Raw genomic sequence first — 25,095 nt, forward strand, 5'->3', positions numbered from 1 at the left:
GAGTAGCGAAGTGGCTAAACGCGACGGACTGTAAATCCGTTCCTTCGGGTTCAGTGGTTCGAATCCACTCTCCTCCATTTTATAGGGGCATAGTTTAAAGGTAGAACAGCGGTCTCCAAAACCGTTAGTGTGGGTTCAATTCCTGCTGCCCCTGCCATTATTATTTTAAAAAGTTTTCTTATCACGGCGGGTGTGGCGAAGTGGTTAACGCACCGGATTGTGGCTCCGGCATTCGTGGGTTCGATTCCCATCACTCGCCCTTTCATTTTTGGGGTATAGCCAAGCGGTAAGGCAACGGACTTTGACTCCGTCATGCGTTGGTTCGAATCCAGCTACCCCAGTTCGATTTACATTTTTGTAAATTGCAGAAATAGTATAATGGCGGTATAGCCAAGTGGTAAGGCAGAGGTCTGCAAAACCTTCATCACCGGTTCAAATCCGGTTACCGCCTTAGTACGATACTAATATTTGCGTTATGCCGACGTGGCGGAATTGGCAGACGCGCTGGACTCAAAATCCAGTGCCCGCGAGGGCGTGCCGGTTCGACCCCGGCCGTCGGTATTATCGGTACATCATTCGTTCGTACGATTGATGTATCGATTTTTATCCTAATATTGGTTGAAGATCAACTGGTTGGATAAAAAAAGCTGTTAAAATTTAGTAAGTACTTGAGTGATCTGCAATCATGCCGACGTGGCGGAATTGGCAGACGCGCCAGACTCAAAATCTGGTGTCCGCAAGGACGTGCCGGTTCGACCCCGGCCGTCGGTATAACAATGAAGCATCAACGTAAGGAATACGTTGATGCTTTTTTTATTTAAATGTGTGCTTTCTTAAATTTTGAAAGGATTGATCTTTATCAGCAAAAAGAAAAAGTGTTGCGAATTACTGTTTTAGAAAATTTACTAGAATGCGTATTTATTTTCACTAGCTGAGAATGAATGAAAAAAGTTGCATTAGTTACCGGTGCTGGTCAAGGTATTGGCTTTGCCATAGCTAAGCGTTTGTACAAAGATGGCTTTGACGTGGCAATGGTGGATTACAATGAAAACTCTGTAAGAGCGGCAGCGAAAGAGCTTGGTGAACATGCGATTGCTATCAAAGCAGATGTTTCGAAACGGGATGAGATTTTTTCAGCAGTTGATAAAGTAATAGATGTCTATGGTGACTTATCAGTGATTGTAAATAATGCTGGGGTAGCACCGACTACACCGATAGAGTCTATTACTCCAGAACAGTTTGAAAAAGTTTATTCCGTGAATGCCGGGGGCGTATTATGGGGAACACAAGCGGCTTCTGAAGCATTTCAAAAGTTGAATCATGGTGGAAAAATCATCAATGCTTGTTCACAGGCAGGTGTTGTGGGTAATCCTAATCTCATGTTGTACAGTAGCTCAAAGTTCGCTGTTCGTGGTATGACCCAAATCGCTGCGCGAGATTTAGCTGACTATGGTATTACTGTAAATGCTTATGCACCAGGTATTGTTAAAACACCGATGATGATGGATATTGCGCATCAAGTAGGTGCTAATGCTGGTAAAGATGATGAATGGGGGATGCAAACTTTTAGTAAAGATATCGCATTGAAACGTTTATCTGAACCCGAAGATGTTTCGGCAGTTGTTTCATTTTTAGCCAGTGATGATGCCAACTATATAACTGGACAAACAATCATTGTGGATGGCGGAATGCAGTTCCAGTAATCAATAAGTTGTTGATCTAGGATTGGGCGTTCGGATAGTCCCGCAGGTTTTCAGTTGATTGAAACTCACCAAAATAGTGGCATTTTCTTGTTCAATTGTTACTGTAAGAAAAACTAAATGATAGTAGTTATGTAATTTGCTGTTTCATGCAAATCATCGAATGAATGACCCGATTAGATAGATTCTAATCGGGTCATTCATCTGTATACGAAGGAACGATCGAAAAAGTCTGAGAATGGAGTTATCACAAAGAATAGAACAAAAGATAAAGCAATTCTTTAGCCCTTGGCAAATTTGATGATTTCAACTTCCATGGGGGCGAGGGTGAGTTCACAAACTTTTCTTTTTGATAATAATGCTGTACCTTCCGATAGAAATTGTACTTGTTGTGAATCGTTTGTATGATTAAGTAGGAATAAGAAGATATGGGTTGGTCCTTGTCGAACAGTGACAGACAACTCGCTGTTTTCTTGCAAATACCTCTCAGCAACTTTTTTTAGTTTTGCATCACTAAAAATGTCGTTCAATAAGTCGGTCAACCCTTCTTGGTCTAACTCGGTTCCTAAATAATAAGCCAGTCCTTTGCCAAACCGATGTTTAGTGATAGCTGGTGAATCTTTAAGGAAATCACTCGTGAAGGTAGCCAGTGGGGTAGCACCTTGTAAGTGGATCACTTCTTCCCACTGACGATTTTCATAAAATTTATTTTTAAAATGCACTTGTTGCTGGATTTCCGGTTTTAAAGGCTGAAATTCTTCAACTATGATCCCTAATACCTCTTTAAAAAGTCCTGGATAGCCGCCAAGATAGACTTGATCGTTTTCGTTGACGATTCCGCTGAAGAAATTTGTCAAGAATGTTCCACCATTTGCTACAAATTCTTTGACTTTATTGCCGAATTCTTCTGATGCAGAGTACAAATTATACGCAATCACAAGGGGATAGCCGTCTAGTGATTCAGATGGATGAATGAAATCAACAGCAATGTTCAACGCTCTTAGAGCGGCATATAACGCCCTCATTTGGTGAATATAGCGAATATTGGTATTCGGCTTCGCATCTAGCTCAAGGGCCCACCAATTTTCCCAATCAAATACGATAGCAATATCGGCAACAAACCGGCTGCCAACGATGTCATTCAACTGTTTTAATTCATTTCCCAGAGCAGCACATTCTCGAAAGGTGCGACTTGTGTGTGGATCACCATGAGGGACTATTGCACTATGGAATTTCTCTGCCCCTCCTTGTGATTGGCGCCATTGAAAGAACATCATGCCATCGGAGCCATGAGCAAGTGCCTCATAACTCCATAAGCGCATTTGACCGGGTTTTTTGACGCCGTTTACTTGGCGCCAGTTGACCGCACTTGGGGCTTGTTCCATGATCAAAAAAGGTTTCTTTTTTAAACTTCGCATGAGATCATTGGCTAAGAATTGGGGATAGGGCAGAGATTCAAACGGATTAGGATAGGCATTCCAGCTAACGACATCCATTTCAGAAGCCCATTTGAAGCCATCGACATATTTATGAAGACCCATCAAATTCGTCATGAATGGGATGTTTGACGAGAATGTTTGAATTGCCTTTTTCTCGATCTGATAAATTTCCAGATTCATATCAGAAATGAAGCGACGATAATCAAGCTGTTGACAAGGATTCTTAAAAGTCGGCATTTCTTCTGGTAGGAAAATCTCATCCCATTCTTGATAGGTTTGGCTCCAAAATTTTGTTGACCAAGCCGTATTCAATGCTTCAATTGTTTGGTATTTTTTTTCTAGCCAATTTTGGAAACTGGCACGACAGTTTGGGCAATAACATTCATGGATGTGACAAGTATATTCATTATTGATATGCCACATCACAACTCCCGGATGTTGGCTGTATCGTTTGGCAACAGCTTCACTGAGCCGACGGGCATATTCCCGATAAATCGGTGAAGTCGGGCAATAGTGCTGGCGAGAACCATGTACCAACCGATTGCCATGAATGGTCATCGGCATCATTTCAGGATATTTTTTGACTAACCATGCAGGGGGCGAAACTGTTCCATTGGCTAAATCGATAGCAATATTGTTTTCATAAAGGAGATCCATCAGCCAATCCAAAAAAGTGAAATCAAATGTTGATTCATTTGGTTGAATGTTTACCCAACCAAAAATATTGATGCTGACATAATTGACTCCAACTTCTCTCATTAAGCGCATGTCTTCCTTTATCGTTTCTTGTGACCACTGTTCAGGATTGTAATCTGCGCCGTAATAAATTTGTTTTTGATCAACCATCTGTTAAACTTCCTTTCTCGTAGTAAGACATATTTGTTTCAATCATAACAAAAAAAGTAAAAGCTGAAAGCGTTGGCAAAAAGGTGCATGAAATAATACAAATATCTGTAAAATGTTCAAACCGATCTCAATACACGAGAACCATATTACTTGCTGTTTTTTTATTTTCAACCTACAATTAAATATAATTGATAACACTCAATTCTTAATGAAGCTGTATTATTATTAGATGTTCTTTTATATTTATGCACATCTTCAGCATTTTGAAATGAGCGAAAGGAATGGTTGGATATGTCAAAACCTATACAAATATTTTCAGAAATTGAACCGTTAAAACGGGTGATGCTCCATCGTCCTGGTGCAGAACTTGAAAACTTGATGCCGGATTATTTAGAAGACTTGTTGTTTGACGATATTCCATTTTTGGCACAAGCCCAACAAGAACATGATTTTTTTGCAAAAGTTTTAGTGGAGAATGGCTGTGAAGTGGTTTATTTAGAAGACCTGGCTGCTGAAACATTACAGCTTTCAGGATGTAAGGAAGCTTTCTTGGATGATTATTTGCAAGAGACGAAAATTCAAGATCAAGATGTATTAAATGAAGTCAGAGACTATTTTCTTTCGATTAAAGACGAACGAGCGTTTATTGATCAAACGATGGCGGGGTTAAAAAAACAGGATCTTTCCATATCGAAGACTGCAAGTTTCTCAGCAATGCGGGAAAATGATTATCCATTTATTATTGATCCGATGCCAAACCTTTATTTTACAAGAGATCCGTTTGCTATTATAGGACATAGCATTTCTCTTAACCGGATGTTTTCCGAAACTCGTCGAAGAGAAACGCTTTATGGACAGTACATTTTCAAGCACCATCCGCAGTTCGCCAAGCCATCGGTCAATTTCTTGTATGATCGAGAAGAACCTGCACGTATCGAAGGTGGGGATCAGCTTGTTTTGTCCCAGCATGTATTAGCGATCGGTATTTCTCAGCGTACAGAAGTGCACTCTATCGAAAAAATTGCTGAAAACATTTTTTCAATGGAACCGTCATTTGAACATATTTTAGCATTTGATATTGGTTCTGAACGGAAATTTATGCATCTGGACACAGTCTTTACCATGATTGATAAAGACAAGTTTACGATTCACCCTGAAATAGAAGGTGAACTAACCTTGTTCTCTATTACAAAGCAAGGACAAGAAATCAAAGTAGTTGAAGAAAAAGATACGTTAGATCACATTTTATGCCGTTATTTGGACTTGCCGGCAGTCGAGTTGATTCGTTGTGGCGGCGACGATATCACGGCAGCTGCCAGAGAGCAATGGAACGATGGATCAAACACATTAGCCATCGCGCCTGGCGAAGTGATCGTCTATGACCGGAATACTATTACGAACCAACTTTTAGCAGAGGCCGGTATTAAATTACATCAAATTCTAGGTAGTGAATTAGTAAGGGGCCGTGGCGGTCCCCGCTGCATGAGCATGCCGTTTATTCGTACAGCTGATTGATAGAATGACTAGCTGATTTAAGTGTTTTTTTATCAGCAAAAAACAGGTGGCATCACAAATTAGGACGTTTAAAAAAGATGAGAGGAAGTCATTTTTCTTTCATCTTTTTTTTATTTGATTAAAAAACCTCCATTATAATGAAAGGGATTACTTTTCGTGAAATTGTGCAAAAAATTTAAATTTTATATGTAATGATTGTAAAAAAACAGATGAAACCTTGTTATACTACAAAATATATGTTACGGTTATATTAGTGACGCGGGTAAGTGTGAGTAGATGACACTTATTAAATTTTAACACCATACGAACAGCGATCGCTTGATTCGTAATGGTTTTTTTTCGCGAAAAAAAGTAGAAAGTAGGTGAGAGAATGTCTGTAGATGCCATTCGTTTGCTGCAAGAAGCAGAAGACTTTGCAGAACAAAAAAACACGAAAGCGGAAGCTAAAAAAAACAACTGATCCATGAAAGTCAAACAAGAATTTCAGCATTCCAGAAAGAATTGGTACAAAAAGAACGTGAAGCACAACGAATGATTGAAGAAAAAGTTGCAACGGAATTTGAGCAATCAAAACAACCCCTTGTGACAAAAACAAAAGAGGAAGTTGAGACATTGCGCACGATTTCAGCTGAGTTGAGAGAACAAGCATTGGCAATAATAATAAATAAGGTTGTGACATAGATGGCGATTGCAAAAATGCAAAAATTCAGCCTGTTAACCTTTTACGAACAAAAAGATGCCGTTTTACAGCAGTTACAAGACTTTCAAGGTGTCGAATTGCTTTCTTCTGAAATGTATTACGAGTCAGAGGAAACCACAGGCGTGTTAACACCCGTTCGTGATGAACAGAAACAGACTGAAGAAGTAGAAAACCAATTTGATCAAGTAAATTGGGGCCTGCAATTATTAGAGGAATATGTTCCAAAAAAAGGAATGCTGGAAAAACTTCGGCAACCAATCAAGCGCTACACACTTCACGAATTAGCGCAAGCCGCTCATACTTATCCTTGGCAAGAAGTTTGTCAAACACTTCGAAAACAAGACAAACGTTTACGATTGATCGAACAAGAAAAACGAGAGCTTTTGGCTCAAGAAGCAGAACTGAATAGATGGAAATACTTTGAAGACCGTCCTCAGATTTTGAATGAATTAAAAAAATCAGGTGGCCTATTAGGTTCGCTCCCAAATTCAGAATTTGCGGCTTTCACAAAGGGTTGCGAAAAACTGCCACTCGTTTATTTTGAAACAGTTTATCAATCACAAACGACTACATACTTATTCGTTCTTTTCCATAAAGATGTTAAAGATAAAGTAAGTTCCCTTTTAAAAAAGACTGCATTCGAGCAGTATACCTATCCCTATTCAGGTCTGTCAAAAGATGACCTGCAACATGTAAAAGAAAAATCCCACGCATTGATTGAGGAAGAAAAATCAATCAAACACTCCTTACGTGCAATGAGCGAAGAGCAGGGACAATTGCGTCTCGTAGCAGAGTATTTAGATGGCGCGATCAAACGAGCTCAGAGTAATGAAAAGTTGCTTCGTTCGGCTCATGCCGTAGCTATTTCAGGCTGGATCCCTGTTGAGCAAGCAGCAGAACTGGAGAAAAGGATCCAACAGGCCAGCAAAGATGCTTTTTATCTTGAATACCAACAAGTGAAAGAACAAGAAATCGAGGATGTTCCGATTTTGTTGAATAATTCGCGGTGGATACAACCCTTTGAAGGGTTAGTGCGGATGTATAGTTTGCCCCAGTATGATGAATTAGATCCTACACCGTTTATGGCGCCATTTTATATGGTTGCATTTGGAATGATGGTTGCAGATTTTGGCTATGGATTATTACTGTTTTTGGCAACATTCTTGGGCAAAAAATTCTTTCATTTAAGTAAAGGATTGGAACAAAATTTGACGCTGTTTCAGCTTTGTTCGATTCCCACGATTATTTGGGGCTTGATTTATGGTAATTTCTTTGGCTTTGAATTGTCATTCCAATTGTTATCAGCCCAAGAAGATGTCAATCAGATTTTGGTCTTGTCGATCATTTTCGGATATATCCAAATCATGTTTGGATTAGCTTTGAAGTTTTATGTCCTTTGGAAACGAAAAGATCAGAAGCTACAGGCTGTTTTTCAGGCTGGATCTTGGATGGTCTTTTTGATCAGTGTTGTTCTATTGGCAGCAGGAATGTTGCTGTTGCCTGATTCGCCTTTACAAACCATTGGTTTTATCATGATTATCGCTAGCTTAGGGGCAGTTGTATTTGGCGGTAGTTTAGAAGGCAAAACACTAGCTGGTAAAATCGGCTCAGGACTATATGGATTAATGGATGTTACGAATTACGTAGGGGATATGATCAGCTTCACACGACTCATGGCATTAGGAGTCGCAGGAGGCAGTATCGCATCCGCATTCAATTTGATCATCAGTTATTTACCAATAGCTGCGCGTTTCACAGTCGGTATTTTGCTTTTTGTGGCGCTGCATGCATTAAATATCTTTTTAAGCTATTTAAGTGCGTATGTTCATGGTATTCGTTTACAGTATTTAGAATATTTCGGAAAATTTTTCACCGGTGGGGGACGAGCATTTGTACCTTTCAAAACCGATGAAAAATACGTAGAAGTTATCTCAGAAGAGAAAATGCAGGAGGAAAAGAATGGAAAATTGGATTAGTTTCTTTTATGAAAATGGTGGGTTGGTTTTTGCCGCATTAGGTGTAGCTACAGCGACAATTTGTGGTGGGATCGGTTCAACGATCGGGGTCGGTATGACCAGTGAAGCCGCTGCAGGATTGACTGCAGAGCAACCAGAAAAATTTGGACAGGCCTTGATCTTGGAACTGTTGTCAAGTACCCAAGGACTATACGGTTTCGTTATATCATTCATGATTTTTGGTCAAATGAGCGGAACGATCTCCCTTGATAGAGGAATGTACCTATTTATCGCTTCTTTACCTATTGCGTTGACAGCAATCGTTGCCGGAAGATGGCAAGGACGTGCTGCAAGTGCCGCTATGCAGATTTTAGCCAAGAAACCGGAGCACGTAACAAAAGGGATCATTTATGTAGCGATGATGGAAACGTATTGTATCTTAGGTTTCGTTATTTCCTTCTTGCTAGTTTTAAATTAAGAGGGGGAGAAAGATGTCTGATATTACGCGATTAACCGAAAAAATCACAGCAGATGCTGAAAAGAAGTATCAGTTGGTCCTTAATGATGCACAAGTAGAAATTGAAAAACAGGAGCGTCTCAAACGTTCTCAACTAGAAGAACAACTTTCTGATCGTTTGGCCCAATTTGAAAAAGAAAAACGGGCAGAAATGTATTTGCAGATTTCCGATATTCACATTCAGTCTCGCAATAAAGTGCTTGCCGCGAAGCAATCCGTTTTGGAAGAATTGTTTAGTGAGGCACTTGAGCGCTTGAACCAAATGGAAGCCGCTGATTTTCAAGCATTCGTCACAAAAGGAGTACAAGAAGCACAGGTTTTTGGTGAAGTTGAATTGGTATTGGGAGAAAAAAGTGCGCATCTGCTGACAGAAGGTTCATTGAAAGAGATTCAACAAACGATTCCTGAATGTCGACTAACAGTTGCAAAACAAGTTTTGCCGCGAAAAGGCGGATTTTTACTGCGCCGAGGCGATATTGAGCTGAACTTTACGTTTGATGCGTTGTTGGATGCCAGCAAAGAAGAGTTGAGTCATACATTACTGCAATTGATTTTTGAACAGTAAGCGGGTGTAAAAATGGAAGATATCAAATACAACACGCTGAATACACGAATACGAACCTATGAAGCGGAATTGATCAGTCGCAGCCGTTACGAACGTATGCTTTCTGCCAACAGTGCCGAAGAAGTTTATGCTCTTTTGCGAGAAACCGTTTATGGTGATTTTATCAATGAAGAAGATCGAGTCCATGATTTTGAACAAGTATTGACCGCAGAATTAAAACGAGTATATGAAAACTTGTATCAGCTAACACCTGATCGTTCTGTGGTGGATTATTTTGCCCTTCGCTATGATTATCAAAATCTGAAGGTGTTAGTAAAAGCTAAATTCATGAAACAAGACTTTTCTGAATTTTTGGTACCGATCGGAACCATGCCTTTAAATGAATTGAAAGATTTGGTCAACACAAGAAAAAGTGCGCACGCAGAGCAGCCAATGATTGCTTGTATCGATGAAGTATTTTCCTATATCGAAAATTATCATGAGATTCAATCCGTAGATATCATTTTTGACAATCATTTTTGGGAACATCTTTGGTCAATTGGTAAGCGATATGATGATCCGTTTTTACAAGGAATCATTCAACGGCAAGTAGATATTTTTAATATTTCGACAGCACTACGTAGTTACGCCATGAAGCGTCATCGAGGCTTTATCAGCGCTGTTCTAGCAGATAATGGGACTCTCCCTGCAAAAGAGCTGTTGGAAGCAATCACGACGTCTTTGGAAGCTTTTGTCCAGTATCTGCAAAATACACCTTACAAACATTTGATCAATCACAGCTATGAAAAACTGCTTGAGAAGAAGACCCTTAATACGTTTGATCTGCGAAAAGATAACTTTTTGATGGGAAAATTGAAAGAACAAAAAATCGTGCCATTCGGTCCAGCTGCGATGATCGGTTACTTGTATGCAAAAGAAATCGAAAGTAAAAATTTACGGATTATTTTGATTGGAAAAATCAATAAAGTGCCGGAAGAGATATTAAGAAGTCGGGTGCGTGATACGTATGAATAAAAAAATAGCAATGATGGGTGGCAAAAACTCAATTTTGCCCTTCAAAGGTCTAGGAATCGATATCTATCCTGTAGATGATCTTGAAGAAGCCGCACAACAGCTGCAGGAAATGGCAGAAGACTATGGGGTGATCTTCTTGACCGAGCGATTGATTGAACAGTTGGAGTCAATCATTCGACAATACGAAGAACTACCCACGCCAGCCATCATCCCCATCCCCAGCAGTACAGGGAGTCTAGGGATCGGAATGGCACGGATCCAGCAGAATGTCGAGAAAGCTGTTGGAATGAATATATTAGATTCTTAAAAGAGAAGTACGGCAACTAGGAGGAATGCATGTGGCATTTGGCACAATAGAAAAAGTATCTGGTCCCTTGGTCACGGCCTCAGGTTTATCAGGAGCTAAGATCCATGAAATCTGTAAAGTCAGTGAAAAAGGCTTGATTGGAGAAATCATCGAGATCAAGAAAGGTCTCGTGTCGATCCAAGTATATGAAGAAACAGCAGGAATTGGACCGGGCGAACCCGTTGAATCAACAGGGGCTCCGTTATCGGTTGAATTAGCCCCTGGCTTGTTGACAGAAATGTTTGATGGTATTCAACGTCCATTAGATACCTTTATGAATCAAACAGAGAGTGATTTTTTGGAACGGGGTGTGACCATTGACCCGCTAAATCGTCAAAAAAAATGGACGTTCATGCCGCAAGTAAAAGTAAGGGACAACGTACAAGCTGGAGACATTCTAGGACTTGTTCAAGAAACAACAGCCATTGAACACAAAGTGATGGTTCCGCCAGGTGTGAAAGGCACTGTAAAGGAAATCATGGTAGGTAATTATGCTATTACTGAACCGATTTGTCTTTTAGAAACGGCAGAAGGCGAACAACGCTTGACTATGATGCAAAAATGGCCTGTCCGTAAGCCTAGACCGACTGCAGCAAAGTTAAATCCGGGTGAACCATTAGTCACTGGTCAACGGGTGATCGATACCTTCTTTCCGGTAGCTAAAGGTGGATCGGCAGCTGTGCCGGGACCTTTTGGTGCAGGAAAAACCGTTGTTCAGCATCAAATCGCGAAATGGTCGGATGTCGACATCGTTGTGTATGTTGGTTGTGGCGAACGCGGCAATGAAATGAAAGATGTTATCAATGAATTTCCAGAATTGATCGATCCTCACACGGGTGAATCGATCATGGAACGAACCGTTTTGATTGCCAATACTTCAAATATGCCAGTTGCAGCTCGTGAAGCTTCGATCTATACAGGAATCACTATTGCTGAATATTATCGGGATATGGGATACAGTGTAGCGATCATGGCAGATTCGACTTCACGATGGGCCGAAGCATTACGAGAAATGAGCGGTCGTTTACAAGAAATTCCTGGAGATGAAGGATATCCAGCCTATTTAGGCAGCCGGATCGCGGAATACTATGAGCGTGCTGGTCGGTTCCGTTCGTTGGGATCGGAGCCTCGAGAGGGCAGTATTACAGCTATTGGTGCTGTTTCGCCAGCTGGAGGGGATATCTCAGAACCAGTTACTCAAAACACGTTGCGGATCGTGAAAGTTTTCTGGGCATTAGACAGTATGTTGGCACAAAAGCGGCATTTTCCTTCTATTAATTGGCTGAACTCCTATTCTTTGTATGAAGATCAAATCAATTCTTATTTAGATCAGTTGATGGGACCTCGCTGGTCGGAGATGGTCAATGAAGCAATGGCGATCTTGCAAGAAGAAAGCCGCTTAGAAGAGATCGTTCAGCTAGTGGGAATGGATTCTCTCTCACAGAAAGATCGTTTGACGATGATGACGGCTCGTTCTTTACGTCAAGATTATCTGCAGCAGAATGCTTTTGATGACGTGGACACCTATACGTCAAGAAATAAGCAATTTAAAATGCTAGAAAATATTTTATATTTTGATGAACAAGCAAAACGGGCCTTGCAGCTAGGGGCGTATCTGGATGACATAACCAAAGGTACCATCGATCTGCGAGAACGGATTGCCCGCAGTAAATATATTCCTGAAGAAGAACTAACACGTTTAGATGCAATCAAACAGGACACGAAAGCATTATTACAAAAAATCGTAGAGACTGGAGGAATTCATTAATGCTAAAAGAATATCGAACAGTCTCGGAAATCGCTGGTCCTTTGATGGTGGTAGAAAATGTCAAAAGCGTCAAATTTGACGAACTTGTCCAAGTGCGAATGGACAGTGGCGAGGTTCGTCAAGGGCAGGTTTTAGAAGTCAGCGATGATTATGCCGTTGTACAGATTTTTGAAGGCACTAGTAACCTGAGTGCAGAAGAGAGTAAAGCCCGCTTTTTAGGAACGGGTTTAACGCTTGGTGTATCGCCAGATATGATGGGGCGTGTCTTTGATGGACTAGGTAAGCCTAAAGATGATGGACCGCAGATCATTCCAGAAAAACGAATTGACGTCAATGGTGAAGCCATCAATCCAATGGCCAGAGATTTTCCAGATGAGTTCATTCAAACGGGGATCTCAACGATCGATCACTTGAATACGTTGGTCCGTGGTCAAAAACTGCCGATCTTTTCTGCGTCAGGATTGCCTCATAAGGAAATTGCAGCACAGATCGCCCGTCAAGCGACTGTGCCAAGTCAAGAAGGTAACTTTGCCATCGTTTTTGCGGCGATCGGCATTCCTTTCGAAGAAGCTGAATTCTTTGTAGAAGAGTTTCGCAAAACCGGTGCATTGGATCGCTCGGTATTGTTCATGAACTTAGCCAATGATCCAGCCATTGAGCGGATTGCTACACCGAAAATGGCATTAACAGCAGCCGAGTACTTAGCTTTTGAAAAAGGAATGCATGTATTAGTTATCATGACCGACATGACAAACTATTGTGAAGCGCTGCGGGAAATTTCAGCTGCTCGCCGAGAAGTTCCTGGCAGACGCGGTTACCCTGGTTATTTGTACACCAACTTAGCGACTCTTTATGAACGGGCAGGACGTTTGATGGATAAAGAAGGATCCGTCACTCAAATTCCGATCTTGACGATGCCGGATGGAGATAAGACCCACCCAATACCCGATCTAACCGGCTATATCACGGAGGGACAGATTATCCTTTCCCGTGATCTTTACAAGAGAAACATCAATCCGCCAGTGGATATTCTACCTAGTTTGTCCCGACTGAAAGATAAAGGAACCGGAGAAGGCAAGACTCGGCGGGATCATGCGGCGACGATGAACCAAATCTACGCGGCATATTCTGATGGGAAGGCTGCCAAAGAACTGTCGATCGTATTAGGGGAATCCGCACTTTCAGATATTGATAAGAAATTTGCTCGTTTTGCGGATCTTTTTGAAAAAGAATACGTAAATCAGGGATTTGATACCAACCGAACGATTGAAGAAACATTGGACATTGGCTGGAAATTGCTCGCTACATTACCGAAGCAAGAATTGAGCCGAATCAAAGAAGAATTTATTGAAGCCTATCTTCCTACTGGGGAGGATGTGAATCCTTCATGGCAATAATGAATGTCAATCCGACTCGGATGGAATTGAGTCGGCTTCGCAAACGCTTGACGACGGCAACTCGGGGGCATAAGTTATTGAAAGATAAACAAGATGAGTTGGTTCGCCAATTCATTCAGTTAGTCAAAAAAAATCAAAAATTGCGCCAACAAATGGAATCAGCGTTACAAGCTGGAATGGAAGAGTATGTTTTGGCATCTAGTAGTATTCCTGATGTGATCTTGCAAGAAGCTTTTATGATTCCTTTGAACAAAGTGACGTTAGATGTTCAAAGCCGCACGGTGATGAACATGGAGGTACCGGTACTCAATCCTGTTTATGAAGAAGAAAGTTCGGATGATGATTTTTCATATGGTTTTGTTAGTACGACAAGTGAGTTGGATCTTTCTCTGTCCCATCTGGATCAGATTTTGCCAGTCATGCTACAATTAGCTGAAATTGAAAAAACTTGTCAGCTGATGGCAAATGAAATCGAACGGACTCGTAGGCGGGTCAACGCACTAGAATACATGACAATTCCGAAGTTGACAGAAACCATCCAATACATTGAGAGCAACTTAGCAGAGGATGAACGAGCAACATTGACACGTTTGATGAAAGTGACGGATATCATTGCCGAAAATGACACGCGCTAGACGCAATGAGAATTTGCCTTTTTTCAACTATTTTCTGCCATAAACAGAAAGATTTTTAAGTTGAGAAGTCAATAAAACTGGTTCATTTTTTCTTTGGGAATAACATAAGCTTACGGCAGCTGTTTTCAGTATAAATCTGAAAATAGCTGCCGTGTTTGTGTTATTTCGTTTATTGAAAGACTGATGTCACAGTTTTTTATAGGAAAGTTGATACTAGAGATTTTTTAAATCAATAGACGTCAGCTGTTGGCAGGTTTTGGCAAGCGAACGTTGAAAATGATAGTTTCGTCTTTGCTTTCTGCCGAGATATCCCCGCCAGATGCCAACAGAATCTCTTTTGCAATCGGAAGACCAAGACCAGTTCCGCCTGTTGCTGTAGCTCGGGAAGAATCCATGCGATAGAAAGGTTCAAAGATACGTCCGATCATCTCTTCTGGAATTGTTTTTCCACGATTCGTCAGACGAATGAGAATACTGTCTGATTCGACCAACTCAAGAAGTAAAGGCGAATCTGGATAGCTGTAGTTGATGGCATTGCGAATGAGATTATCAAAGACACGAGCTATTTTTTCGGTGTCTACTGTTGCAAGAACATTTTTTTGTAAGTTGAGTTGCCAATTTAGATTCTTTTCTTCCAAGAGAGGTAAAAACTCAAAGGTCAGCTGTTCAAGCATTAAACTTAAATCAGTCGTTTCTGTCTGCAAAACGATCGTGGTCAAATTGAAGCGTGTGATCTCGAAGAATTCACTGATCAATAGTTCCAGCCGTTGGGCTTTTTGTAAAGCAATCTCAGTGTAACGATCCCGCATCGCATTGGATAGTTGTGGTTCTTCTTTTAGAAGAGTCAGATAACCTATGACACTTGTCAGAGGCGTCCGCAAATCGTGGGCGAGATAAACGATCAAATCATTTTTCCGCTGTTCCGCTTCTTTAGCGGCACGTTGATCTTGCAGACTTTTCTCCCGCAGTTGATTCATTTCCTCTTGAACATCAATCAGATGGCTCGACAAAGTGATGCGTTTGGTTGGTTCTTCAATTAGTTGAGTCGTGGCTTGGATCGTTTCATTCAAATAACCGATGGCTTTGGTCATATAGTAAATGGTGGTACCAAACCATATCAGTAAAGCGCCTATCGCAACACAAAACAACCAGCGATCCGCAAAAAAACGCAAGATATAGTAGATAGGTTCCGTTCCATACCAAGTCCCGGTTCCGGCAATAAAGCGAATGACTAATGGAATCATTACAAGGAATGCCAGCAAGATTCCAGTGGTGATAAAGTATTGGGTCAAGAGCTTTCGGATCAAAGGATTTCTATTTTTCAATGATATAGCCGACCCCCCATACGGTTTTGATCAATTTAGGTTTACGAGGTTCTTCATGCAATTTTTCTCTTAAACGAGCAATGTGTGCCATGACAGTATTATTGTTATCTAAATATTTTTCTTTCCAAACCGCTTCGAAAAGTGTCTCGGAAGAGACGACGGATCCTTGATGCTCAAATAAATATAGCAATATTTTGAACTCAATAGGAGTCAGGAAAACTTCTTCGCCGTAGAGAATGCATTGATGACTGTTGATTTTGAGTATCAAGCCGTCTTTTTCATATTCTTCTACTGTTGGAGAAGCAGCGGAATGATTGTATCGCTGATAGCGCCGCAATTGGGTTTTTACCCGAGCCACAACTTCTAAAGGATTAAAAGGTTTGGTGACATAGTCATCCGCTCCCAAACTCAATCCAGTAATTTTGTCTAGATCCTCTCCCTTGGCAGTCAGCATCAACACTGGAAAAAAATGGGTCTTGCGGATCTGCTGTAACAGTTGAAAGCCATCAATGTCCGGCAACATGACATCTAAAACGGCCAAATCAATGGCTTCTTTTTCAATATAGGCGATGGCACTAGTACCATCATAAAACGGCTGCACACTAAATCCTTCGTTTTGCAAAAAGGTCGTGACTAAGTCCGCAATTTCTTTTTCATCATCAACAACGACTATTTTTTCTGACATACTCTTTCACTCCACCTAAACATAGTTTCGGATTCTCACGTTTCCATATCCCCATCATACCTTACCTGGTAAACTTATGCATCGTTTTCTATTTGATCCTAACACTGACTCGTGGGCCGATCCGACAAATCAACTCATTGGTTATAGTTTGTGTTTGCTCGGCAGTATCGCTCCAATCTGTCAGAATTTCAATTTCACTTTCAACTGGGATCGTAGGACAATGGCTCAAGTCTATCAAAAGCATGTCCATGCAGATCAAGCCGATCTGCGGCAAGGACTGACCGCGATAGGAAAGACAAAACTCTTGATTTGATAGAGAACGGGGCAGTCCATCACAATAGCCGATGCTTACAACACCAACAGTTGTTTCTTGATTCGCGACGGCGGTTTGCCCATAACCGATCGCTTCCCCTTTGGCAACGACTCGCTTAGTGATCAACTGTGCTTTGAGGGTCAGAATAGGCTGTAAGCTTACTCGTTGTTTTGTAGGCTCGTTCGTATCACTGAGGGATCCTGTCAATAAAATCCCCGGACGCACATAATCATAGTTTAAGTCTGGATAATTCAAAATACCATAACTGCTTTGTAAGTGTGTGATACCATAAGAAATCTGTCTCTGATCCAACTCTAGGAGAATCTGATCGAAGCAGGCAATCTGCTTCTGAGTGCGAATCATACTATCAGGATTTAAGCGATCTGCCGAACCAAGATGAGAATAAACACCACTGATCGTCAAGAAGGGCAAATCGAAAATCGAAAGAATCGAATCGATAGTCGGTGTTACACCTAACCGATGCATCCCAGTATCGATGGCTAAATGACAGTCAATCGCTACTTTTCTTTGTGACAATGCTACAGCATGACCTTCGCTGATGATCGATTGGGTCAATGAGTAGCGACGAAGTTCTTTTATGCGTTTTGGAGAGGTATATCCCAAGACCAAGATGGGGCTTTTGACAGCATTTTTCCGCAATCGAATACCTTCATCAATCGTAGCCACCGCAAAAAAATCAATTCCGGCTTGTTCTAAAACAGGAGCAACTTCCTTGGCACCACAGCCGTAGGCATCGGCTTTAACGACTGCCATCACTTTTGTTTTCGGTGAGATGATCCGCTGGATCTCCTGTAGATTATGCAAAAGGGCTGTCTTTGAGAATTCTTTTACGGCCCTTTTAACGGGCGTTGTTTGTTTGTGTCTAAACCATGAGTGTTTTTGTCTTAAAAAGAGGCAAATGAATCCAATCGTCAAGATCAAAACAACCAAATAGTTGATTAGATTGTTTTGCAGAATGCTGATTTTTTGGCTCAAAAAGTGTGTGCCGGCAATTGTATAAGGATGTAAAAGGTAAAGCCACAAAGATAGCTGTCCTGGATGCTTCCAAGTCCTGTGGGGATGCCAGCGCAAGATCAGCGGAAATAAGAAAAAGAGTACAACAGGCAAGAAGAGATACATACTGTCATGTTTAGGTATAGAAAACCCATGCAAGTACGCACTCTCAATAAGCAATCCGATAAGACTGATCAAAAAGAAGAGAGCTGTTTTGGATAAACTTCTTTTCTCTGATTGTTTTCTGACCAGCACACCTAAGCACAAAAACAATGGTGTAAAGAAAATACCGTTGCGGGTACCATCTAATAGGTGGAACACAGCAGTATAGAATGGTTCGATTGGTGTCTGTTGGATCAGTCCAAACCAACTATCACCACCTAATCCAATCAGGTACAATCCAGCCGCAAGCCAGAACACTTTTTTGAAGGAGACATGTATCAGCAAACTTGTTAGGAGCAGGCTCCCAGTAATCAAAGCCGGAAAGTACCAAAGATGATAAAGAATGCCATTGACCAAAAGTGCTTGTACTAATGTTCCAACTGGTAGATCGAAGCCGATCGTTTGACTATAGAGTGCTAATGGTAAAAACATTAGTGTGGCTAATAGATAGACTTTTAGCTGTTTTTTGATAAAGTTGAATACTCGTTGTCGCGAAGGATAACTATTGGCCACAGCAAGTTCTGCAAACACATAGTAACCACTGATCATAAAAAAGAAAGGAACAGCTACTCGAAAAATCGTCAATGTGATTAGGATATCGCCTTCTGGCCATAAATAGTGAAGGGGAAGACAATGGATCGCAACCACCATCATGGCTGCAATCACACGAAATTGATCGATTCCTTTATTTTTCATGCGAACTGCCTCACTGTCTGAGCAAAGTAATCATGGTATTCTTCCAGAGTCCATTTTTGGGCAGTGATGACTTGGCTATGGGGAAGCCCGACATAACGAAAATGCCAAGGTTCATAACTGATACCGGTGATCTCTTGTTTATCTTCCGGATAGCGTAGAATAAAGCCATAATTCATCATCTGCTGCATAAATAAATCAGCAGCAGCACTATCTCGAAAATGAGGGCAGATAAGATCATCATCTTCTTGTTTCTTTAGTCCTACATCAATGGCCAGACCGATTTGATGTTCACTGCAACCTGGCAAAGCAACGAATTGTTTGGTATAAGCTAACCCGTTTTCTTTTAGAGAATACTCCCACAAGCGTCGCTGTTCTTTTTCCGTACGATACCCATCTACCAGACGAATGTCCTTTTCTAGTCCGGTTGCTCGTACGAGTCGTTCCCATTGTTTTGCGACTTCTGGCTGCAGGTAAACATCGTGATCGCTAAAAGGAGCTAGCACTAAGTGCGGGGGCTCTTGATTTTTTTTCAATGGATGGTTTTTATTGATCAATTGTAATGTGTTCATCGTTTGTCCTCCTCTGCCAGTGCAATCAATTGCTCTACTAATATTTCGTAGGATAACCCGACTTCCGCCATCATAGCTGGGTAGCGGGAGTGCCCAGTAAATCCCGGCATGGTGTTGATTTCGTTTAAATAAATCGCTCCTTGATTGGTGACGAAAAAATCGATTCGAGCCAGACCCGTCAACCCCAAGTTTCGATAAAGCAGCTGTGCCTGCTCCTTGATCTGTGATTCAAGCGCGAGAGGCAATGGTGCTGGGACAGTGATCGTGGCGCTGATTAATTGGTATTTCTCTTCAAAATCAAAAAAACCGTCGACAAGAGAAATCGCATCACAAGCACCAATCGTCAATTGCTCATTTCCTAAGATGCCGCAGCCAATTTCAATACCCGCTATCGCCTTTTGGATCAACACAGTAGAACCGTAAGCAAAAGCAGTCGTTAATGCAGAGTGGAGCGCTGTTTTGTCAGTTACTTTTGTGATCCCTTTTGAAGAACCGGCTTCATTCGGCTTGATAAAGATCGGGAATCCATGGTCTTGAATAAAACGATCGATTGTGGCAGGATCGTTTTCATAGCGGGATAAAAGCAAAGTGGGAGCACTAGCGATTCCCATGGTATCAGCAAGTTGATGCAAGAGCCATTTGTTCATACATAATGCGGAGGCAGCGACATGGCAACCAACATAAGGCAGGTTCATTAGTTCAAGCAGTCCTTGGATACAGCCATCCTCGCCATACTTCCCATGCAAGACTGGAAAGAGGACATCAGGGACGATTCGTTTTTCTCCTAATATAAATCCTTGGCTAGAAAAAGTCAGCTGGTGACAGTTTTTGTGATCTTCTAGCCAAGTATCATTGCGAACATTCGCGAGGTTTCCTTGATACCAATACCAATCCATTGTTGGTGCGATGCCAATGGTCATTACTTCATATTTCAGCGGGTCAATAGCTTGGATCACACTTGCTGCTGAGGCTAGTGACACTGAGTATTCTGGAGAATTCCCTCCAAATAAAACGGCAATTTTTTTCATCATTTTCTTCCTTTCCTTTTTTCTTTTAAGGTTACATTCAGTGTACCTAGGAAAAGAAAAGAAAATTTGCGGTCTTCCTGTTGTCTTTCTCGTATTTTTATGATGAAAATCTAACGATTTTATGACAAAGGGCTTGAAGAAAGCAGGGGAAGCTATTGTTAGTGATCAAATGGTCAACAACTCTTGGTACAGAAGTGCGTTGAAGGAAGAGCTCACGCATGCAGGAAAGCGTACAAAAAAGGAACCGAGCTGAACTATTTTCAACTTGGTTCCTCTGTATTCATACGTTAGTTCTTTGGCGTAGTGTGATGTGCCCAATTGAGGCAGCTATAGCTAAAGAAGATACAGTTAAGTGTGCAACAGTAGCTGATCATCTTTTAGCTCAGTCCCACTATTTTGATGGAAGAGTGCCATCAAATCCGGTACCGTTAAGGATTGTTTTTCCTCACCTGCGATATCGACAACGATTTTGCCTTGATGGAGCATGATCAAGCGATTGCCGTAACGGATGGCATCTTCCATATCATGAGTGACCATAAAGGCCGTCAACTGCTGTTCTTGAATCAACTGATCAGTCAGTGCCATCACAGTCATGGAGGTTTTCGGATCTAAAGCTGCAGTATGTTCGTCTAGCAGGATCAGTTTAGGCTGTTGCAAGGTCGCCATCAATAGTGTGATCGCTTGCCGCTGTCCTCCGGAAAGCAGCCCAATCTCAGTCGTCAGTCGATTTTCAAGACCAAGATTCAAGCGAGCTAACTTTTCTTTGAAGAAGGCCCGATGCTTTCCTTTGACACCGGAGGAAAACCCGCGAACCTGGCCTCTTTTATAAGCAAGGGCTAAGTTTTCTTCGACTGTCAAACGAACGGCTGTCCCCATCCGCGGGTCTTGGAAGACACGACTGATTTCTTTGGAGCGTCGTGTGACTGAATGACGTGTGATTTCTTTGTCACCTAAGACGATCTTACCTTGTTCTGTTGGGATCGTTCCAGCAATACTATTGAGTAATGTTGATTTTCCTGCACCGTTTCCACCGATAATCGTAATGAAATCACCGCTGTTCATAGTGAGATCGATCCCGCGAAGGACATGATTTTCATTGATGGTTCCTTTTTCAAATGTTTGGTGTAAATCACTGATCGTTAAAACAGGTGTCGTCATGATTGACCTCCTTTGGTTTTCGGAAGAAATTTTTGCAATCCAAGTTTCGTTCGAATTTGCGGCAATGAAAGACAGATAACCAAAACGATGGCAGAGGCAAGTTTTGAATCTGAAGCTTCCACGTTGAATTCAAAGACGATGGCCAGGATTAGACGATACAAAATCGCACCAATCACAATCGTGATCAAACGAACCCACAAAGATTTATTGCTGAAAAGGACTTCCGCGATAATGATCGATGCTAATCCGATCACGATCGTTCCTACACCTGAGTTAAGATCAGCAAAACCATTGTTTTGAGCTAAGAGGGAACCAGAAAGAGCAATACAGCCATTGGAAATCATATAGCCAATTAGTTTCATATTATCCGTATTAATTCCGTTGGCTTCACTCATCGCGAGATTGTCTCCCGTTGCTCGCACTGCTAGTCCAATCTCTGTGCGGAAGAAGAGAAACAGCAACAAAATCACGACAGCAGCAAACAGGAGGCCTGTACAAATGACTGCGGTATTTTTCGTTAAGCCTAGTGTTTGAAACCAAGTAAAAACAGTATCTTCCCCTAACAAGGCAATATTGGGTGCCCCCATGATCCGATTTGTAATAGAATACAATCCAGTCATGGTAATGATTCCCGCTAATAATGCGGGAATTTTAAATTTGGTATGCAAGATCCCTGAGACAAATCCGGCAGCTAAACCGCCGCAAAAGCCCAACAGACTTGCCGTAAAAGGGGAAAGGCCATTGGTGATGCTGACAGCAGCAATGCCGGCTCCTAATGGAAAGCTTCCCTCAGCTGTCAAATCGGCAATATCTAAGATTCGGAAGGTCAAATAAACCCCGATCGCTAATAATGCCCACAACATACCTTGAGAGGCAGCTGATTGAATAAGTATGAAAAATGTATTGATTAAATTCATAAGTTTTCCTCAAATCATTTTTAGGTTTTTAGTTTCAAGTTAGTTTTCATCATTTCATCATATAGCAGCAAAATTATAGTAGATAGTAGATAGTAGCAAAATTACTCAGGAGCCACGATGCTTTCTGGATCAATTCCTAATGCAGTTGCCATTTCCTGGTTCACAACTAGCTCTAGTTTATTCGCTGTTTCTACAGGTGTTGTAGCGGGCTTTTCATCTCCATCAAGAATTTTTGCAGCCAATTCACCCGTTTGTTTGCCTAGTGACTTGTAATCGATCCCGAATGTAGCTAAAGCGCCATCTTCCACTTGCTCGACAGAACCAGCAACGATCGGTGTTTTGGTTTCTTTGGCTACTTCACCAACGACTGCCGCAGCAGAAGCAAAGGTATTATCTGTTGGCACGTAGATACCATCCACATCTTTAGCTAAACTAGTAGTTACTTGTTGGACATCATTTGTCGTGTTTGCTGTCAAGACTTTGACGTCTACACCTGCATCTTTCAATGCTTTTTCTGCCAAATCTGCTTGGATTTTTGAATTTGCTTCTCCAGCATTATACATAATACCGATTGTTTTAGCGTCAGGGACGATACTCAATAACAATTGAATCTGTTTATCGATAGGGACCATGTCAGATGTACCAGTGATATTGCGTCCAGGAGCTTCATTGGACTCCGCTAATTTTGCTTCAACTAAATCAGTGACTGCAGTTACAACGATCGGAATATCTGTTGTTTCATTCGCCAATGAGACAGCAGCTGGTGTCGCGATCCCTAAGAGAAGATCAGGAGAATTTTTTACAAGTTTTTCGCTCATACTCTTCAGATTGTCTTGGCTGTTTTGGGCATTTTGGTATTCTAAAGTAAGGTTTTCGCCTTCTTTATAGCCGCCTTCCGCCAAACCTTCTTTGAATCCTTCATAGGCAGCATCTAACGAACCATGTTCCACCAGCTGCAAGATACCAACCGTTTTTTTGCCATCTTCAGTGGCATTGTTGCTATTCCCGCATGCCGCAAGTCCAAGTCCTAAGGTAGTTGCCAATAGGCCAGTTGTGATCCATTTTTTCATTTTCATCAAATATTCCTCCTAAAAAGTCTTGATTTAAACCCAACGGAACAAAAAAATCCATTCAGACAATCGTCTAAATGGATTTGAACTTACCAAAATTCAGAAATTCAGTGCGGCCATTTAGAAGATTCTCTACATGGCTGCTGTTCACGTTAAACTGCTCTAGCCATTATAGATACAAACAAAGTGTTGTGAGGTTTGTATCCACAATGTTATGAATACAAACTATCTAAAATAGCTAAAGTAAGCAATATTCAGTTGTGGGGATAGCAATAATTTCATGATTCTTCCTCCAAACTTGAATTATTTTCAGTATAGACGAAAGTTCTGCCATCTGTCAATTGAAAAACGCAATATTCTGAAAATTTTTTTTATAACAGATAAAGAGATGTATGCAAATAGTAAAATAAAATAAAAAAGCAGCCAGATTAACTAAGCTGCTTTGATTAAATAAGTTTATCTTTCTTTATAATAACGGATCGTATTTTTAATTTCTCGAATACTATAAGGAAGATCATCAGAAAAAGCGGCATCTTGATCGATTTCCAATGAATCAGTAAAGATGGCTTCATATTCCTCAATACTTAATTTTTGTCGCTGATCCAATAGCTGAGTGTGGGCTTCTTTGTTTAATTGATTTTCATAACCAGCTACCAAACGACCACTGAAAAATTCAGAAACAGCCCCAGAACCATAACTAAAAAGACCAATGCGATCTCCTGCGCTTAAATGAGACGAATTTTCTAATAACGAAATCAGTCCCAAATACAGAGAGCCGGTATAGAGATTGCCGATTCTGCGACTATAGACGATGGATTCTTCATAGCGAGCCATCACTCGTTCCTGCTCCGTTTCTACTTCATCGGCAAAGACTGCTAACAATGCTTTTTTCCCCATTTTTGTATAAGGAATATGGAAGCTGATTGCAGCATAATCGCTGATGCTGGCTTGATTGCGTTCACAATGAGCTTGCCACACTTTTTTGAAAGAATCGATGTAAACTTGGTTAGATAGATGCCCATCGACCATTGGATAAGCGTGGCCGAGAGGACGCCAAAAATCATAAATATCTTGAGTCAACATCAAATTGTCATTTTCAAAAGTTAGAATTCGTGGGTTAGCTGTAAGCAACATGGCAACAGCACCTGCTCCTTGTGTTGGTTCACCACCGGAACGTAAACCATAACGAGCAATATCGGACGCAATGACTAGAACCTTGCTTTCTGGATTGGCTTGAATATGGGTTTTCGCAAATTGAATCCCTGCGGTTGCTCCGTAACAAGCCTCTTTGATTTCGAAAGAGCGGGCGAAAGGTTGGACGCCAAGCAATCTGTGTAAGACTACAGCAGAGGCTTTCGACTCATCGATTCCAGATTCTGTACCGACAATCACCATGTCGATTGCCTGCAAATCTTCAGGTTCTAAGATTTCTTTTGCTGCACTAGCCGCAAATGTAACGATATCGTGTGTTTTTTTGCTGACTGCCATTTGGTCTTGACCGATACCAATGGTAAATTTATTAGGATCTACCTCACGAGCGTGAGCGAGATCAACCATGTCTAAATAGTAAGGCGGAACAAAAAAATTTATTTTATCAATACCAACGTTCATTATGACGCTCCTTTGGGTTTAACTTATGTTATAACTATCGTTTATACGGTATCATATTTTTGTTTAAAAATGAAAAAAATTCTATTAGAATTTAAACTTTATTTAAGAATGGCTGATTGGAACAGAATGCAAACTCGTGGGGTATTCTTT

General features: G+C 41.2%; 21 protein-coding genes and 7 tRNA genes. 18 read left to right on the plus strand and 10 right to left on the minus strand.

Going from position 1 to position 25,095, the window contains the following annotated elements:
• The 8 genes from AB5Z52_RS03720 to AB5Z52_RS03755 all read left to right on the plus strand — a co-directional run bounded on the left by AB5Z52_RS03720 (position 1) and on the right by AB5Z52_RS03755 (position 1,703).
• A tRNA-Tyr gene (locus AB5Z52_RS03720) sits at positions 1-77 on the plus strand.
• A gap of 6 nt (positions 78-83) precedes the next feature.
• A tRNA-Trp gene (locus AB5Z52_RS03725) sits at positions 84-157 on the plus strand.
• Between the two features lie 29 nt (positions 158-186).
• Positions 187-259: transfer RNA gene (locus tag AB5Z52_RS03730), tRNA-His, on the plus strand.
• A gap of 10 nt (positions 260-269) precedes the next feature.
• Positions 270-341, plus strand: a tRNA-Gln gene (locus AB5Z52_RS03735).
• Positions 342-380: 39 nt separating this feature from the next.
• A tRNA-Cys gene (locus tag AB5Z52_RS03740) sits at positions 381-451 on the plus strand.
• 26 nt (positions 452-477) lie between these two features.
• Positions 478-561: transfer RNA gene (locus tag AB5Z52_RS03745), tRNA-Leu, on the plus strand.
• A 126-nt stretch (positions 562-687) separates the two neighbouring features.
• Positions 688-771: transfer RNA gene (locus tag AB5Z52_RS03750), tRNA-Leu, on the plus strand.
• Between the two features lie 170 nt (positions 772-941).
• On the plus strand, positions 942-1,703 hold the full coding sequence (locus AB5Z52_RS03755) for a (S)-acetoin forming diacetyl reductase (RefSeq protein ID WP_005472124.1): 762 nt from the start codon (positions 942-944) through the stop codon (positions 1,701-1,703).
• Between the two features lie 278 nt (positions 1,704-1,981).
• On the opposite strand, the gene AB5Z52_RS03760 is transcribed toward AB5Z52_RS03755, so the two are convergent.
• Positions 1,982-3,985, minus strand: coding sequence for a beta-galactosidase (locus tag AB5Z52_RS03760; protein WP_368243389.1), 2,004 nt, complete (start codon positions 3,983-3,985; stop codon positions 1,982-1,984).
• Positions 3,986-4,276: 291 nt separating this feature from the next.
• Here AB5Z52_RS03760 and arcA point away from each other — a divergent pair, with 291 nt between their 5' ends.
• The 10 genes from arcA (at position 4,277) to AB5Z52_RS03810 (ending at position 14,397) form a co-directional block, all read left to right on the plus strand.
• Positions 4,277-5,500 carry an arginine deiminase gene (gene arcA, locus AB5Z52_RS03765; protein ID WP_288551454.1) on the plus strand — a complete coding sequence of 408 codons (1,224 nt, stop codon included), beginning with the start codon at positions 4,277-4,279 and terminating at the stop codon, positions 5,498-5,500.
• Between the two features lie 531 nt (positions 5,501-6,031).
• Positions 6,032-6,181: a hypothetical protein gene (locus tag AB5Z52_RS03770; RefSeq protein WP_368243387.1), complete on the plus strand. Its 150-nt coding sequence runs from the start codon at positions 6,032-6,034 to the stop codon at positions 6,179-6,181.
• A complete protein-coding gene (locus AB5Z52_RS03775; RefSeq protein ID WP_288551456.1) occupies positions 6,182-8,176 on the plus strand; it encodes a V-type ATP synthase subunit I in 1,995 nt (664 codons plus the stop codon).
• Positions 8,160-8,633, plus strand: a complete 474-nt coding sequence (locus tag AB5Z52_RS03780) for a V-type ATP synthase subunit K (RefSeq protein ID WP_003126765.1) — start codon at positions 8,160-8,162, stop codon at positions 8,631-8,633. Before AB5Z52_RS03775 ends, AB5Z52_RS03780 begins: the two co-directional genes overlap by 17 nt.
• A gap of 13 nt (positions 8,634-8,646) precedes the next feature.
• Positions 8,647-9,237, plus strand: coding sequence for a V-type ATP synthase subunit E (locus tag AB5Z52_RS03785; RefSeq protein ID WP_005472136.1), 591 nt, complete (start codon positions 8,647-8,649; stop codon positions 9,235-9,237).
• Positions 9,238-9,249: 12 nt separating this feature from the next.
• Positions 9,250-10,251 carry a V-type ATP synthase subunit C gene (locus AB5Z52_RS03790; protein WP_288551457.1) on the plus strand — a complete coding sequence of 334 codons (1,002 nt, stop codon included), beginning with the start codon at positions 9,250-9,252 and terminating at the stop codon, positions 10,249-10,251.
• Entirely contained in the window at positions 10,244-10,558 is a 315-nt protein-coding gene (locus AB5Z52_RS03795) for a V-type ATP synthase subunit F (protein ID WP_005472140.1), read from the plus strand. Before AB5Z52_RS03790 ends, AB5Z52_RS03795 begins: the two co-directional genes overlap by 8 nt.
• A 31-nt stretch (positions 10,559-10,589) precedes the next feature.
• The gene (locus AB5Z52_RS03800; protein ID WP_029487034.1) at positions 10,590-12,365 is read left to right on the plus strand and encodes a V-type ATP synthase subunit A; all 1,776 of its coding nucleotides are present in this window, start codon (positions 10,590-10,592) and stop codon (positions 12,363-12,365) included.
• Complete coding sequence (locus AB5Z52_RS03805; RefSeq protein WP_021151278.1) at positions 12,365-13,762, plus strand: V-type ATP synthase subunit B; 1,398 nt, start codon at positions 12,365-12,367, stop codon at positions 13,760-13,762. Before AB5Z52_RS03800 ends, AB5Z52_RS03805 begins: the two co-directional genes overlap by 1 nt.
• Positions 13,753-14,397 (plus strand): V-type ATP synthase subunit D, encoded by a 645-nt coding sequence (locus AB5Z52_RS03810; RefSeq protein WP_060814824.1) that lies wholly within the window; start codon positions 13,753-13,755, stop codon positions 14,395-14,397. Before AB5Z52_RS03805 ends, AB5Z52_RS03810 begins: the two co-directional genes overlap by 10 nt.
• Positions 14,398-14,636: 239 nt before the next feature.
• Here the strand turns inward: AB5Z52_RS03810 and vanS are convergent, their stop codons facing one another.
• From vanS to AB5Z52_RS03855, 9 genes are all read right to left on the minus strand, one after another.
• Positions 14,637-15,722: a vancomycin resistance histidine kinase VanS gene (vanS, locus tag AB5Z52_RS03815; RefSeq protein ID WP_288551458.1), complete on the minus strand. Its 1,086-nt coding sequence runs from the start codon at positions 15,720-15,722 to the stop codon at positions 14,637-14,639.
• Positions 15,712-16,407 (minus strand): vancomycin resistance response regulator transcription factor VanR-C, encoded by a 696-nt coding sequence (vanR-C, locus tag AB5Z52_RS03820; RefSeq protein ID WP_161667365.1) that lies wholly within the window; start codon positions 16,405-16,407, stop codon positions 15,712-15,714. The genes vanS and vanR-C overlap by 11 nt, the downstream gene beginning before the upstream one ends.
• Positions 16,408-16,495: 88 nt before the next feature.
• Complete coding sequence (gene vanT / locus AB5Z52_RS03825; protein WP_161667366.1) at positions 16,496-18,592, minus strand: membrane-bound serine racemase VanT; 2,097 nt, start codon at positions 18,590-18,592, stop codon at positions 16,496-16,498.
• Positions 18,589-19,161, minus strand: coding sequence for a D,D-carboxypeptidase/D,D-dipeptidase VanXY (gene vanXY, locus AB5Z52_RS03830; RefSeq protein ID WP_124018785.1), 573 nt, complete (start codon positions 19,159-19,161; stop codon positions 18,589-18,591). Before vanXY ends, vanT begins: the two co-directional genes overlap by 4 nt.
• Positions 19,158-20,189, minus strand: coding sequence for a D-alanine--D-serine ligase VanC1 (gene vanC1 / locus AB5Z52_RS03835; RefSeq protein ID WP_288551459.1), 1,032 nt, complete (start codon positions 20,187-20,189; stop codon positions 19,158-19,160). Before vanC1 ends, vanXY begins: the two co-directional genes overlap by 4 nt.
• Positions 20,190-20,537: 348 nt before the next feature.
• Positions 20,538-21,347: an ABC transporter ATP-binding protein gene (locus AB5Z52_RS03840; RefSeq protein WP_021151270.1), complete on the minus strand. Its 810-nt coding sequence runs from the start codon at positions 21,345-21,347 to the stop codon at positions 20,538-20,540.
• Complete coding sequence (locus AB5Z52_RS03845; protein ID WP_005472153.1) at positions 21,344-22,264, minus strand: ABC transporter permease; 921 nt, start codon at positions 22,262-22,264, stop codon at positions 21,344-21,346. Before AB5Z52_RS03845 ends, AB5Z52_RS03840 begins: the two co-directional genes overlap by 4 nt.
• A gap of 101 nt (positions 22,265-22,365) precedes the next feature.
• Positions 22,366-23,340 carry an ABC transporter substrate-binding protein gene (locus tag AB5Z52_RS03850; protein WP_368243382.1) on the minus strand — a complete coding sequence of 325 codons (975 nt, stop codon included), beginning with the start codon at positions 23,338-23,340 and terminating at the stop codon, positions 22,366-22,368.
• Positions 23,341-23,790: 450 nt separating this feature from the next.
• A complete protein-coding gene (locus AB5Z52_RS03855) occupies positions 23,791-24,945 on the minus strand; it encodes a hydroxymethylglutaryl-CoA synthase (protein WP_288551460.1) in 1,155 nt (384 codons plus the stop codon).
• Between the last annotated feature and the right edge of the window lie 150 nt (positions 24,946-25,095).

The sequence above is a fragment of the Enterococcus sp. RTP21361st1_A6_RTP21361_211029 genome (assembly GCF_040910045.1).
Classification (GTDB): Bacteria; Bacillota; Bacilli; order Lactobacillales; family Enterococcaceae; genus Enterococcus_D; species Enterococcus_D gallinarum.